The sequence below is a fragment of the Rickettsia sp. genome (genome assembly GCF_965035265.1).
Window position 1 is genome coordinate 1 of record NZ_CBCDJS010000019.1, and the last position, 15885, is coordinate 15885.

The window sequence follows — 15885 nt, forward strand, 5'->3', positions numbered from 1 at the left end:
TCAATAAATTATCCTGGGCGTGGTGATAGCGAAAATTTCAAAAAAACTAATCATTATAATTATACTACCTATATTAAAGATACGTTATTCTTTTTAAAAAGACTAAATATTAAAAATCCTATTTGGCTTGGTACTTCAATGGGCGGTATTATAGGTATGGTACTTGCCAGTAAATATAAAAATATTTTTAAAGCCTTAATATTAAATGATATAGGAGCATTTATTGATGCTGCTCCTTTAGTTAAAATTGGAGGATACGCCAAAAAAACGATTATCTTAGATGATTTGGTTAGTGCAAAAGAACATCTAAAGCTTATTTATGCACAATCAGGTATCAAAGACGAAGAAGATTGGGATTATTTAACAAAATATAGCGTAATTGCTACATTCGGCGGAAAATATAAAATGAATTATGATCCGGCTATAACAAAAGGAATGAAAAACGCTAGTACCCAGGAAGATGTTAAACTATGGTCCGTATGGAATAAAATAGAATGTAGAATATTAGTAGTGCATGGAGTGAAGTCTCAAATTTTAACAAAATCTACTGTTAAAAAAATGAAAGAAACAAAAGATTTTGATCTTTATGAAATAAAATATGCAGGACATGCTCCATCATTAATGAATATTGAGGAAATTAAATATATTAAGTCTTGGTTAGAGAAGAAGGCTTAATATTATTCCTGCGTGGATACCACCACGTCATTGCGAGGAAAATTACGAAGTAATTTGACGAAGCAATCTCAGGAGTTTGTTATTATTTCATGAGATTGCCACGCAGCCTACGGCTGCTCGCAATGACGGTTTGGATATCCATACAATAACGTAAAGTCAAATTAATAAACAAACAATAATTATGAAAATTACTGCTAAAGTACTAATAATAGGTTCAGGTCCCGCAGGTTTAAGTGCCGCTATTTATACGGCTAGAGCCGCTTTAAAACCAATATTAATAAATGGTATGCAGCCCGGTGGGCAGCTTACAATTACCACCGATGTTGAGAATTATCCCGGATTTGCGGAAACGGTGCAAGGACCTTGGCTTATGGAGCAGATGTCTATGCAGGCTCAAAATGTCGGTACAGAAATTATTAGTGATTACGTAGAAAAAGTTGATTTATCAAAAAGACCTTTTAAAGTATTTACAGGAGCTGGGAATGAGTATGAAGCAGAAAGTATAATCATTTGTACAGGTGCAGAAGCAAAATGGCTTGGTATAGCTTCAGAGCAGGAATTTCGTGGTTTTGGTGTGTCGGCATGTGCTACCTGTGATGGTTTCTTTTTTAAGAATCAAGAAATAGTTGTAGTAGGGGGAGGAAATAGTGCAGTAGAAGAAGCTTTATATTTAACCAATCATGCTAGCAAAGTTACTATAGTGCATAGAAGAGATAGTTTTAGAGCTGAAAAAATATTGCAAGATCGATTATTTAAAAATCCTAAAATATCGGTTATTTGGGATCATGTAGTAGATGAGATTGTAGGTAGCAATAAACCAAAATCCGTTACCGGAGTTAAAATTCAAAATGTTCACACCAAAGAAATTAGTTTAGTGAATTGTAGCGGTGTATTTGTAGCTATTGGACATGCACCAAATACGGGGCTATTTACCGGACAAATTGCAATGGACGATGATAATTATATTATCACTACACCTGGTAGTACTAAAACTAGTGTAGAAGGAGTTTTTGCTGCGGGTGACATTCAGGATAAAATTTATAGGCAAGCAGTAACTGCCGCAGGAACAGGCTGTATGGCAGCTCTTGAAGCAGAGAAGTTTCTAAATAAATAATTAAATTTCTTCAAAAAAGAAACAGGGATACAAGAATTTATTAATTTTTTTTAATAAATTCTTGTGTTGAAAATTATGGTAATATAATATCTCTTTCTAATTTTATAAAATAAGGAGGAATTATGCCTATACAACATTTGACATCAGAAAAAAAATGGGAAATTTTTTTAAACGCTATAGGAACAAAGGTAGAAGTTACAAAGGTAACCGATAATAAAGTCATTTTTAAAACAAATTCTAAAGACTTAGAACATTTCCGTACATTATTAGCGTCCCCTGATGAATTAAAGAAGAATGTGATACATGCTTTATTTAAGGATAATGAGAATAAGCCAAAAAAATTAGAAGAAGCTGAACCTAATAGTATAGATACTTCGGATATAGAAGCAGGGCAATTATTTCATAAATTAGTAGATGGAGACTTTATAACTAAGTTTAATTTATCTGAAACTTTTAATGCAATGAAATTAGAAGCTAAATTTAATGAAGAATTATTAACTACTCAATTTCAGTTTTCTTTTAGTGATCCTTTACAACAAAATCTTAATGAAACTAGGCTTAAAATGCTACAAGCTACTATAACCGATGAAAATAAATTATCAAAAATTTTAACAGGCGAAGAAGCACCGGCTATAGATTATACCTACCCACCTACTGAATTTTCTAAGCTAATATCCCAAATTATTTCTCATACAGAAAATAATAGCTTAACTTTTACTCTAAATAATGGTGCAACAATGCAGGCCGTACAGGCTTATAAAGCTGATGACAAGCCGCCTATTATCGCTTCTGATTTGGAAAGCGGATTTATCCTTGATAAACAATATCTATTAAAATATTTATTTCCGATATTAAATGGTTTTGTGTGGCAGGAAGAAGACAAGCTTCCTATTATGTTTTCTTCTAAAGATTCAGAAGCCATAAATAATGATAATACTCATTATATGACTTTATTAATTGATATTAGCAGTAGCATGAAAAGTACTTTTGATACTTATAAAGATAATATACAAAAGATACTAACTAAATTAGTTGAGATTCCTAATTGGGAAATTAATATAGTTGCATTTAATGATCAATCTAGCATGGAATCTTTTTCTAGTAATGAAAATACTATTGAAGATATTAAGAGATATGTAGAAGCTTTTAATGCCGATGGATGTACAAGGTTGTATGGTACTGTCAAAGATGCTTTAGAATCTTTTAAAGAAAAAATAGATATTCATTCTACTATTATAGTATTTACTGATGGGAAAAACGAAGGAACCGACTGTAAGACCACTCAAAAAGAGGTTATAGATTCTGCAACTGATGTAATACAAAATCCTCAATTTAATATGTATGCTGTAGGTTTTGGAGAACATTACAGTAGAGAATTTTTTGAAGAAATCGCTATGCAGGGGGGCTTTACTCATGTGAGTTTAACGGATTCTAACGGTATGAATCAGCTTGAGCAATATATTGATAATATCGGGCAAAAGGTAGTTATTTGGAAAATATTAGGAGAGAAGCTAAATTTGGTAACTCGAGTACAAAAAGGTGATGTTTTTATTGGAAAAAAAATAGAAACTGAAACAGGAACTACATTTTATATAGATGGTCAAGAGTTCACTATTGGAATAGAGGAGTCTGATACAGAAATTGCCGGTGTGGTAAGAAATTGTTATGATGAAGCAACGGTTTAATTAATAATATTAGAAAAGTACTATATGTCATTCCCGCGAAAGCACATGGGTGTCAACTTAAGGAAAATGTCACCCCGTGGCTTGACCACGGGGTCCAGTTATTGTTTTTATGGATACCGTGGTCAAGCCACGGTATGACACCGGGTGCTTTTTTCGAACCCCACTCAAATACCTACGCGGGAATGACATCAGCAGCTTAGTAAGCAAAGCCATTAATATTATCGAGGGAATATGAACTTACTTAAAAATATTACGGGGAAAAATTATATAAACGGTGAATTTGTGGCATTTGGAAAGCAAATATCCGTTATTAATCCTTCGACTTTAAAAGAAATCGCTACAGTTCCGAATTTAGAAGTATCAGAGGTTAATGCTGCAATAGATAATACAGTTAAGGCTTTTTCTTCATGGTCACAAAGTTCATTTGAAGAAAGGATAGCGATTCTTAGAAAATGGTATAATTTAGTAATCGAAAATATTGATGAGTTAAGTCATATATTAACCTTAGAGCAGGGGAAAATACTCTCTGAATCCAAAAAAGAGATTCTATACGGAGCATCTTTTATTGATTGGTATACATATGCTATTCATAATATTCATTCGGCTATCAAACCTGGAAATAATAAAGCTCATAAAATCGTTACGCAATATGAGTCAGTAGGGCCTTCTGCTGCTATAACTCCTTGGAATTTTCCAAATGCAATGATTACCCGTAAGGTAGTACCTGCGATAGCAGCTGGTTGCAGCGTTATATTAAAACCATCAAGTCTTACACCTCTATCAGCTTCAGTACTTGCGAAACTGGCAAGTGATGCCGGTTTGTCTGCGGGAGTATTTAACGTAATTACTGGTGATTCAGATGTTATAGGTAAGGCTTTTTGTAATGATTTTAGGCTTCGGAAATTATCATTTACCGGTTCTACAAATGTCGGTAAAATTCTATATCAAAATGCCGCAAATACTCTAAAACGTTTATCTTTAGAACTTGGCGGTAATGCTCCGTTCATTATAACGGCAGATAATAATTTAGAGAAAGTAGCAAGTGATTTGGTAGTCGCTAAAACTAGAAATAGCGGGCAGTCTTGTACTTCCCCTAATAGGATATTTATAGAAGAATCTATATATGAAAAATTTATAGAAATTCTAAAGGCTAAATTTACTAAGCTTAAAGCCGGTGACGGATTCGATAAAACATCAGATATAGGTCCTTTAATTAATTCGGCTGCAATAGAAAAAATACAAAAGCTTTTATCAGATGCACAAAATAAAGGAGCTAAATTAATTTGCGGCGGTAAAGCCATTGATAATTTCATTGAACCGACTATTATTATTGACTGTTTGGATAATATGGATATCTTTAGAACAGAAATATTTGGTCCGGTGATTGCTTGTTATAAGTTTAAAACTATAGATGAAGCTATAGAACGTGCAAATAATACCGAATACGGCTTGCAAGGATATGTATATTCAAATAATATAGCCGTGGCACAAATGATAGCAGAGAGGCTTGATTTTGGTATGGTATCGATTAATGATCCTTTACCTGCAAATGCCAAAGCCTGTTTCGCTGGGCGTAAAGCTTCAGGTTTTGGAGTTGAAGGCTCGTTTGAAGGGATATTTGAATATCTAAATACTAAATATATAAATTTACAGCAATAGAATTAGAGTAATGTCATGCCGTGACCAAGCCAGCGTTGTTGCATGGCTCAGTTTTTCGTCATTGCGAGAAGAATTACGCAGTAATTCGACGAAGCAATCTCAGGAGTTTGTTATTATTTCATGAGATTGCCACGCTCCCTACGGTCGCTCGCAATGACGGTTTGGGTATCCATGCAACAATGCCGGCGGGGTCACGGTATGACAATAAAATAATAATTATGATTAAAAATTTATGCCGGTACCTGTAGATGATATTGAAGAAAAAATTGAACAAGCTAGCTTTATCCTTGATAATTATGAACGGCTTTGTCTAATAGATAGAGAAAAAGTGAATAACTACTTGCACATAATATCTAATAATCTTGCTGAATTACTGGACAAAAAGATGCCGCTTTCAATTGGATATTTTCATCCTATAGTACAATTAATTGAAAGTTTTAATAAGATCGATATCATAATACCCAAGAGCTTAATAATGCTTTATGCAATACATTATTAAACTTTGAGCATAATAACTATTCCGAAGGATTACAAGAAATCGTAATTCAATATATAGAAATACTTGATATTTTAGGAACACATGCGTATGAATAATCCTAAAATCTCAATAGTTCTGCCGGTCTATAATAGAGAAAAGCTATTACCTCTTGCTATTGAAAGCTGCCTTAATCAAAGCTTTAAAGACTTCGAGCTTATTATTATTGATGATTGCTCAAAAGATAATAGCATGCTTGTTGCTAAGGAATATGCAGAGCAAGATTCACGTATTAAAGTAATAGTAAACGAGACTAATAAAAAATTACCTAGTAGTCTTAATATCGCTTTTAAAGAGGCTAGGGGACAGTATTTTACTTGGACTTCAGATGATAATCTTGTTCATGAAAATGCTTTAGAGGAAATGAGCAATGTTTTAGATAATTCGCCTGATATAGGACTTGTATACACTGATTATACCTTAATAGATGAGCAAGGTAAAATAGGTAGCAGGCTTTATCAAGAATCGCCTGAGTTTTTACCGATTAGAGATTGTGTCGGTGCATGTTTTTTATATAGAGCAGATTTAGCAAAGCAAGTAGGCGGATATAATGAAAATATGCAGTTAGTTGATGATTATGAATATTGGCTGCGTTTTGGGCTTGTTACAAAATTTGCTCATATACCGGAATCTTTGTATTTTTATAGAGTTCATGATCAAAGCTTAACAATAGAGCGTAAGGTAGAAGCAAAACAGGCAAAAAGAGCTTTGAAAGAATTATTTAAAGATAAATATATTATAGCTGATAAGATTAAGCCTATAAACGATTTATATAATTGGTTTATTGAAGATAGGAATTTAGGATCTTATTTTAGGTTATTAAAAATAATTCTTTGTAATCCAATAATTACTCTTTCTTATATTATCAAAAACCTGAGAAGAATTAGATAATCTTTTAATGTTTCGATGTCATTCCCGCGAGGCATTGTTGCGTGGATCAATTCTCCCTTTGTCATCCCGCGACTTGATCGCGGGATCCAGTTTAAAATACTAAATTATTAGTATTTTAAGTTGTTTTTATGGATACCGTGGTCAAGCCACGGTATGACACTGAGCGCTTTTTTATACCCACGCAACAACGCCATGCGGGAATGACATACTAGTCCCAGTCTAACAATATGTAAATTGTACAAATAATGCAAAACCAAGATTTTCTAAATACATTAAATCCACAACAGCAAAAAGCAGTTCTTCATACTGAAGGACCGCTTTTATTGCTTGCAGGTGCAGGGACAGGTAAAACCAAAGTACTTACCTCAAGAATAGCGAATATTATTCATCAAAATTTAGCTTTGCCTCAAAATATTCTAGCCGTTACTTTTACTAATAAAGCTGCTAAAGAGATGGCTGAAAGGGTTCATAGCTTAATTAATTGTCAGGGGCTTAATATCGGTACTTTTCACTCAATGGCAGCTAGAATATTACGAGAACATATAGAGCATTTAAATTTTGGCTTAAATAACAGATTTACTATTATTAATCATGACGATCAATTAAAACTAGTTAAAGATATAGTAAAACTGAAAGATATTGATACTAAAAAATATGCTCCTAAATTAATACATATCATAATTTCTAGATGGAAAGATCAAGGATTACTACCAAGTAAATTATCAGCCTCAGACACTAGCCTTCCGGTACAGCGAGTAGCAAAACTTGTTTATCACGAATATCAGCAGAATCTTCTTATATCTAATGCACTGGATTTTGGAGATTTGTTACTTTATAATAATGAGCTTTTCATTAAAAATCCTGACATATTAAGGCATTATCAAGAAAAATATCGATATATTTTGATAGATGAGTATCAAGATACAAATGTCGTACAGTATTTATGGGCAAGAATGCTCGCAAGCTTACATAAAAATATCTGTTGCGTTGGTGATGATGATCAGTCTATTTACGGCTGGCGAGGAGCAGAAGTCGGTAATATATTACGGTTTGAAAAAGATTTTTTAGGTGCAACAATTATTAAATTAGAGCAGAATTATAGATCAACTTTGCCGATACTTGCTGCTGCTTCTAATGTTATCAATAATAATAAAAACCGTCACGGTAAAACGTTATGGACGGATAGGGAAAGCGGTGAAAAAATCAAAATTATATCTTGTTGGAGTGATAAAGAAGAAGCAAGATATATAGCCAGTGAAATAGATAGGTTAGTCCGAGAAGACCAATATAATGCAGGTAATATCGCTATATTAGTGCGAGCCGGATTTCAAACTAGGAGTTTTGAAGAGGCATTTATAAATAGTGCTATGCCTTATAAAATTATAGGGGGATTAAGATTCTATGAACGAATGGAAATAAGGGACGTGCTTGCCTATATCCGTATTGCTTTAAATCCAAACGATAATTTAGCACTTGAGCGTATTATAAATGTACCAAAAAGAGCAATAGGTGCAGCTAGTTTAAGCAAAATTAAAGCCTATGCTATTGAGCAAAGTATTTCTAATTTTGTAGCTATTAAGGAAATGCTAGAAAAAGGCGAAATCAAAGCAAAATCATATGATACTTTAAAGGATTTTGTGACTAAAATTGATAATTGGCATGAAAGATTTAACCTTGACGCTCCGATAAACGTGGTCAAAGTAATACTTGATGATTCCGGTTACCTTGAAATGCTTAAGGAAGAGAAAACCGAAGAAGCACTTGGAAGAATCGAGAATATTAACGAGATGCTAAGAGCTATTGCCGAGTTTAACGATATCCATGACTTTATCGAACATTCTAGTTTGGTTATGGAAAACGAAGTGCTTGAAACCAATTACGGTGGTTCTGTTACTATAATGACCCTGCACGCTGCGAAAGGTCTTGAGTTTGATGTAGTATTCTTACCGGGTTGGGAAGAGGGGGTATTTCCGTCTCAAAGATCTTTAGATGAAGATGGTGAAAAGGGCTTAGAAGAAGAACGCCGCATTGCTTATGTCGGTATTACAAGAGCCAAAAAAGACCTCTACATTACCCACGCAGAAAGCCGAAAAATATTTTATGAAATAGTCCGCTCTTACCCTTCAAGGTTCATAACCGAAATCCCTGATGAAATTACGATTAGGACCTCTTCTATGAAAAAATACAATTCTTTTTATAAGTTTTAATTAATTTTCATTCATAAATTTTAAATTGGTTTGCATTCTTTAACTAATTATTATCTAATTTAATTAACAATAATTAATAGGGGAAATGATTATGTCAAAAGATGCTAATAAACCTGAAGGAAATCGCCAAGCTCCATTAAGTACAGAAGAATTATATAATAAATTTTCAAATAATATAAGTAGTATTGATAGTAAATTTAATACTCAAATTAAATTTTTTAAAGACACTTCTACTCCTCTTAACTATGTTGCCGCTACTAGACAAAATATTTTTACTGCAATAGAATCGCAGTTCGCTCCTTTTAGTACTAATTATTTACCAAATGATGTAGTTCAATCGTTAACTGACACTATATATAACACTCATGATGAAGTAACTAAATTAATTTCGTCGGAAGGGGAAAAAAGAAAATATAGTTTTGCAAATGCTAAAAATGAAGCTGCTTTAAAAGGTTTTGCCATAGATTTAAGTGAAGCTCAAATAGAGCAGATGAACGACCGAAAACGTAATGGCTTAAGCCAAGATGAAGTGATGGACATTAAAAAACCATTAGAAAAAGCTATGTTAGAATTAGCTAACCAAAAAATATCTAAAGAACAATATAGAGAGAAATTAATAGATAAAACATTAGATAATCTTAAAGAAAATGTTTCAGAAACAAAATTAGGTAATTACAGAGAATTTCTTACTAAAAATACCACCCCTAAACTTGATGGACAAGAGAAAATTAATGATCCAAAACAAGTAGAAGCATTAACACAAGAAGCATTAAAGATAGCTGAATTTTTTAAAGTTACTTTTCAAACAAATGAAAAAGAAGCAAAAGCTTTATCATATATTAATAAGTTAGGAGTAAATGAGCCTAATATAATTAAAACTTTATTACCAGCAATAAGTAAATTACCGCATGAAAAAATGACAGAGCAAGGTAGCAAAATTATTGAGTATTTTGCCCCATTACTTGAGAGCAAGAACCCTGCACTTGTTAACGGTACTAAAAGAGTATTAGCAGAGTTAGATCCTGGATATTTAACCGAACGCGGATGGGGAGCAAATATAGCATTAGAATTACAAAGAGTAGCCAAACCTAAATTATGGCAAAGAATAGCACAAGTTTTTACCGGTACGGATTATGCTCAACAAAATATAGATAAAGCAGTCGCTAACTTTGAAAAAAGTAGTATCTCATATAAAAATGCTAAAAATCTGCCAGAAGAACCAAAAAAGGGAGAACAAGCTAGAGCAGAACAAAAGCAAGATAAAGGAATCAATATTGTAGAAAAAAAAGAGCCAGATAAAGCAAAAACCCAAGGCTATAAGTCTTCTATATCAACTCCTAAAGAATTATCCCACGTTAACGCTCTTAATGAAAGTAGACAGAGTCAGAAAAAACATGGACCCACACGATCATAGCCTGCAAATTATAAAATTTTGGTATTATATACTTGATATATCGAATATTTTAATAATGAGTAATATATGGCAGAGATTGTAACTAATAGAGACGATACTATTGAAAAAATTAAAAAAAACGATGAAGTAACTGAGATATCGGCGGCAGTAAAAGGAAAAATAGTTGATATAAAAAATGTAGATAATAGATTAGATAGTTTGAATAAAAATATTGTTACTACTGATCCTATTGGGCAACATTTACAATCTGAAGAATATATTACTAGTACGCTTGAAGTTCTTGCCAGCAAAATTATTAGTGAAGTTGTAGAAAACAAAGATATACAAAAATTAGTAGATAACCTGCATATTAATTTAGGACAAGACACGAAACTGATACCTAGTGCAGCAGATAAGCTAAAGTTTGATGTCGCTAGAGCTGAAGCAGCACTTAAGGGTTTTGTACTTCCTCTAAATAAAGGAGGACCTTTTGATGAATTATCATTTATGGGTGTGGAAGATGAAGAAGAAATCTTTGCCAATCCTATAAAAGCAACTAAAGAAGCATTAATAGCCATAAGTGGAAAGGCTATACCTAAAGAGCAATATGCACAGGCTATAAAAGATAAAGCTATAGAAATTTTAAAACAAGATCCTAAAAACACTCCAGAAAAACTTGAAAAATATGAAAAATTTATTATTCAAGGAGATAAAAATCAGAAATTTGATGAAGAGAGTAAGCGGTTTATCCCAAGAGTAAATCAATTATCTCAAGTGGAATTTAAGGAGTTACAAAAGGCAGTCACTAATACGACGCAGCAGATTAGTAATAGATTGGAAAAAAATAATGAAATTAGTAAGCAATTAGAACAAATTACTGCAATTACTAACTCATCAGGTATAAAGAATCCTGAAGTAATAATACGGGAATTAAATAAGTTAGATTCTACTTATCTAGCTAAAAACAGTACTAAAATAGCCACTGAATTAAAGGATATTAATGATAGAGGTACTTCTTGGTGGGAAAAATTTAAGCAGATATTTAATGGTAAAAATTATTTAGGACAAAGATTAGAAAAAATTGTTAATGAATATATGATTAAAAGTGATGAGTATGTTGTAAAAGTAATTAATGATAAAATCTTTTCAAACGCTTTAACAAATCCTGAAATTGCTGAAGGTCTAACAAAATTTTTGAATGAAAATAAAGATAAGGTAGCAACTAATCCTCAATTTAAAAATTTAATTCCTGTTACGGGGGGTCTATTAAACCGCAACAAGTTAATAATTTTAATTTAGCGGAACTCAGAAAAATCAATCCAATAGCATTTGATAAAACCATATTTGAAGATTTAATAAAACTAAGAAGCTCTAATATAAAACCCCCGAAAAATACTCCTAATACTTTTACTCAAAATCAAGGAATGGTAAGAAATAAAGGTTAAATTTTAATATAACTTGGAAAGTCTACGTTATTGTGAGGAAGTCGTGTTGCGTGGCTCGAGCAAAGCATTATATGTCATTCCCGCGTATGCGGGAATCCATGGTAAAGCGAGATAAGTCGAGCTTTTAATTTTAAAAGTCTACTGTATTTATACTTTTTTTGCTGGATTCCCGCCTACGCGGGAATGACATCGAGCGGGTTTCTCGAGCCATGCAATAACGCCAGTTTCTTCTCGCAATGACGATATTTATCTTTAGTTAGTAATGCTTGGTGGGACGGTTAAATACCCCTCTTTCCATAGTTCATTATAAAGAATAGGATCGATATTACCGCCTGAGATTAATACTAGTAGTTTTTGAGGTTTGGATTGTGTTTTTAACCAATTTACTACTGCCACCATATTTATGCTACTTGATGGCTCGCATATCACTTTTAGTAAATGGGTAAGCCACGCCGTCCAGTAATATATTTGATATTCATCCGCTAAATGAAAACCATCAAGTTTTTTTAAATATTCAAATGTACGAGCCGATACACTCAAGGTTTTAAGACCGTCTGCAATAGTATTAGGTGCGTCATCAAATCTATATATTGCACCATTTTTAACTGACAAATAGGCGTCATTAGCCGTAAGAGGTTCTGAACCTATTAATAAACTTGTGGAGGATATTAATTCCTTGGCAAGATACGAACCGGAAATTAAACCGCCGCCGCCGCAAGATGCAAAAATAGCATCAGGACTAAAGCCTAGTTGCTGTAATGCTTCATAGCATAACGTGCCGGCACCTGCTATTGTAGAATCGCTATCGGAAGGGTGCATATAGTAAAACCCTTGCTCTGTATCTTTTTTTGCTCTTTCTTCTGCTTCTTGCCTAGTCATTGTGTATATAACTTCACCGCCATAATGAAGAGCTGCTTGTTGCTTTACTTTTGAAGTATTTAACGGTAAATAAATTCTTGTTTTAATACCGAATAATTTACTCGCATAAGCAAGACCGATTCCATGGTTACCTGTACTATAACCGACTATTTTATCAGGTAATTTTCCTTGTTCTTTTAGTTCTAATAAATGATTTAATACCCCCCTAACTTTAAATGCACCGGTTTTTTGCAATGATTCAACTTTAAAAAAAATCTCGTGACCGAGCATCTCATTTAAGCTTTCAGAGTGAACGATCGGAGTTAAATGTAGATATTGTTTTATTCTATTATGTGCGGCTGCTACATTTTGAGAGGATTGTAGTAATAAATTCATAAATATAATTAATAAAGATGGCTTGAAATCGTGTTTATACTATATTATATAGTTAATAATTGGAAATTTTAAAAGGTTTTAATTGATGAATAAAAAATCCCTGCCGCTTATGGCATTACGAGATATGGTAGTGTTCCCAGGAGTAATTGCTCCTATTTTTGTGGGCAGGCAAAAATCGCTGCAAGCACTCTCTCATACTACCATTTCCGAGGAAGATAATAGTAAATATATTTTAGTAACTTTACAGAAAAAGTTTGATCAAGAAAACCCTAGTAAACATGAACTTTATAACACAGCTATACTCGCCAAGATTATCCAAATAGTGAAGCTGCCTAATAGTACGGCTAAAATCTTAATAGAAGCAATAGCACGAGTAAAGCTAAGCAATATCAAAGGCAATGATGCTTTTGAAGCGAATTACGAAATTATTCCGGATGAAGAAATATTTGACGTTAATAACATGCGTTCACTCGTTGATAATGCAGTACAGCTATTCGCTAAATATGCCGTTAATGATAAGAAAGTTAATGCAGAAATTGTTGAAACTATCAATAAAGAAATAAGTAATAGCACTAATTTCATAAATATTATTAACATATTAGCTTCACATTTGATAACTTCACTTGAGGCAAAGCAGCATTTATTAGAAGAAACCAGCCCCTTTAAGCGTATCACTACGGTTATTAGTACGCTTACTTCCAATATAGTAAATTCAGAAACCGAACAAGCATTGCAGCAAAGAGTAAGAAAGCAAATTGAAAAAACGCAGCGTGATTATTATCTGCACGAACAAATGAAAGCTATTCAAAAAGAGCTTGATGAAGATAAATCAGAACTTGCCGATATTGAGAAAAAAATTAAAAGTTTAAAATTATCAAAAGAAGCTAAAGAGAAAGCAGAATCTGAGCTTAAAAAACTCCGTAGCATGAATCAAATGTCGGCAGAGTCGGGGGTAACACGTAATTATCTAGAGACTTTGCTTAGCTTGCCTTGGGGTAAATATGATCATACTAAAATTGATATTAATCAGGCAGAGAAAATTTTAAATCGTGACCATTTCGGACTCGAAAAAGTTAAAGAACGAATTATAGAATATTTAGCGGTATTACAGCGTTCGAGTAAAATTAGAGGACCTATATTATGTTTGATCGGTCCTCCTGGTGTCGGTAAAACTTCGCTCATAAAATCTATTGCCGAAGGTATGGGAAGAAAATACACTAAATTTGCTCTTGGTGGCGTTCGTGATGAAGCAGAAATCAGAGGACACCGGAAAACTTATCTTGGATCAATGCCCGGTAAAATTCTTACTCAACTTAAGAAAGTTAAAACTAGTAATCCTGTGATGCTTCTTGATGAGATTGATAAAATGAGTTCTGATTTTAGAGGTGATCCGGCATCTGCTTTGCTTGAGGTATTAGACCCTGAGCAGAATAGTCATTTCGTAGATCACTATCTAGAAGTAGAATATGATCTATCAAATGTAATATTTATTGCTACTGCTAACTCTAATGATTTACCGAGAGCTTTAAGCGATAGAATGGAAAAAATATATATTTCCGGTTATGTAGAAGAAGAAAAACTCCAAATTGCCAAAAATTATCTAGTTCCAAAACAGCTTAAAGTACATAAAATTAAGAAAGATGAAATTACTATATCTGAAGCGGCAATTTTAGATTTAATTAGATATTATACTAAAGAATCAGGAGTAAGATCTTTAGAACGTGAAATAGGAGCGTTAACTAGAAAAGCATTAAAGCAAATTTTAGCTGATAAGACGCTCAAGCATGTTGCCATAGATAGTAATAATCTTGAAGAATTTTTAGGTCCTAGAAAATATAATTTCGGGCTTGCCGAGAAAGAAGATCAAATAGGAAGTACCACAGGGCTTGCATATACTGAAGTAGGAGGTGAGCTTTTAACTATTGAAGCTTTAGCATTCCCAGGTAAAGGTGAAATAAAGACCACCGGAAAGCTGGGTGATGTTATGAAAGAATCGGCAATGGCTGCATATAGCTGCTTTAGAAGTAGAGCAACAAATTTTGGATTAAAATACGATAATTATAAAGATTTTGATATTCATATTCACGTACCAGCCGGTGCTATTCCAAAAGACGGTCCTTCTGCCGGTTGTGCTTTGTTTACAACTATTGTTTCATTAATGACTAAAATACCCGTACATCGCACCGTAGCAATGACAGGTGAAATTACTTTGCGAGGAAATGTCTTACCTATCGGCGGTCTTAAAGAGAAGCTGCTTGCTGCAAGTAGGGGAGGGATTAAAAAAGTACTAATTCCAGAAGAGAATGTCAAAGATTTAAAAGATATACCGCCGAATATAAAAGAAAGTTTAGAAATTATATCTGTGTCAAATGTTGATCAAGTACTAAAGCACGCTTTAGTAGAAATCCCGTTAAACAAATAGAGATCGGTCATACGACTTATATTTTTTAAAAAGCCCTCGATGTCATCCCCGCCTACGCGGGAATGACATAGAATAAAAACTGTCCGGTACTATAGGCTTGACCACGGGATCTCGTATCGCAGACTAAGTCCTAAGATACCGCGATCAAGTCGCGGTATGACACCAAAGAAACTGGGATTTCTGCTTTCGCAGGAATGACATCGATATCCACGCGGGCAATGCCTTCTCGCAATTACGGAAAAACCGAGCCATACAATAGCCCCGCAATCTTTCTACTAATCCATAAAATTTATTACTTTCTTATAAATAATCCCAAAAATCTATTGTTGTAAAAAAGTTGCTATAAATTAATTATTACTTATTATTAATAAAAATTAACTTTATTTATATAAAATATATTAAGATTTTTTAATTATATACTAATCGATTATTAAAAATAATTAATATATTGGGGTTAATATATAATGGCCTGAAAAAACTGAACAAAAAAATAGTTAGGTTTGCTTGGTAATAAGTTAGAATAGACCAAATAACTTAAGAGGTAAGAATGACTAAGAAACAGTTTCGGAATTTCAGTGCCGAAGAAAAGACCAAGATAGTATTAG

The 15885-nt window shown here is 33.2% G+C and carries 10 protein-coding genes and 1 pseudogene; 10 read left to right on the forward strand and 1 reads right to left on the reverse strand.

The window, feature by feature from the left end; all coding sequences use genetic code 11:
* The 9 genes and pseudogenes from AC1Z7D_RS02265 to AC1Z7D_RS02305 form a co-directional block, all read left to right on the forward strand.
* A partial coding sequence (locus tag AC1Z7D_RS02265; RefSeq protein WP_482601561.1) for an alpha/beta fold hydrolase occupies positions 1-675 on the forward strand: 675 nt, incomplete at its 5' end.
* 181 nt (positions 676-856) lie between these two features.
* Positions 857-1789, forward strand: coding sequence for a thioredoxin-disulfide reductase (trxB, locus tag AC1Z7D_RS02270; protein WP_482601563.1), 933 nt, complete (start codon positions 857-859; stop codon positions 1787-1789).
* 122 nt (positions 1790-1911) lie between these two features.
* Positions 1912-3474, forward strand: coding sequence for a vWA domain-containing protein (locus AC1Z7D_RS02275; protein WP_482601565.1), 1563 nt, complete (start codon positions 1912-1914; stop codon positions 3472-3474).
* Positions 3475-3705: 231 nt separating this feature from the next.
* Positions 3706-5133, forward strand: a complete 1428-nt coding sequence (locus AC1Z7D_RS02280) for an NAD-dependent succinate-semialdehyde dehydrogenase (protein ID WP_482601567.1) — start codon at positions 3706-3708, stop codon at positions 5131-5133.
* 232 nt (positions 5134-5365) lie between these two features.
* Complete coding sequence (locus AC1Z7D_RS02285) at positions 5366-5632, forward strand: hypothetical protein (RefSeq protein WP_482601569.1); 267 nt, start codon at positions 5366-5368, stop codon at positions 5630-5632.
* Between the two features lie 81 nt (positions 5633-5713).
* Positions 5714-6559 (forward strand): glycosyltransferase, encoded by an 846-nt coding sequence (locus AC1Z7D_RS02290; RefSeq protein WP_482601571.1) that lies wholly within the window; start codon positions 5714-5716, stop codon positions 6557-6559.
* A 245-nt stretch (positions 6560-6804) separates the two neighbouring features.
* Positions 6805-8766, forward strand: coding sequence for a DNA helicase PcrA (gene pcrA, locus AC1Z7D_RS02295; protein ID WP_482601573.1), 1962 nt, complete (start codon positions 6805-6807; stop codon positions 8764-8766).
* 91 nt (positions 8767-8857) lie between these two features.
* Positions 8858-10180, forward strand: a complete 1323-nt coding sequence (locus tag AC1Z7D_RS02300; RefSeq protein ID WP_482601575.1) for a hypothetical protein — start codon at positions 8858-8860, stop codon at positions 10178-10180.
* A gap of 66 nt (positions 10181-10246) precedes the next feature.
* Positions 10247-11604: pseudogene (locus AC1Z7D_RS02305) on the forward strand (hypothetical protein).
* Positions 11605-11856: 252 nt separating this feature from the next.
* Here AC1Z7D_RS02305 and AC1Z7D_RS02310 read toward each other — a convergent pair.
* Positions 11857-12858: a serine/threonine dehydratase gene (locus AC1Z7D_RS02310; RefSeq protein ID WP_482601577.1), complete on the reverse strand. Its 1002-nt coding sequence runs from the start codon at positions 12856-12858 to the stop codon at positions 11857-11859.
* Between the two features lie 85 nt (positions 12859-12943).
* Between AC1Z7D_RS02310 and lon the strand changes: the two genes are divergently transcribed.
* Positions 12944-15280, forward strand: a complete 2337-nt coding sequence (gene lon, locus AC1Z7D_RS02315; protein ID WP_482601579.1) for an endopeptidase La — start codon at positions 12944-12946, stop codon at positions 15278-15280.
* Positions 15281-15885 lie beyond the last annotated feature (605 nt).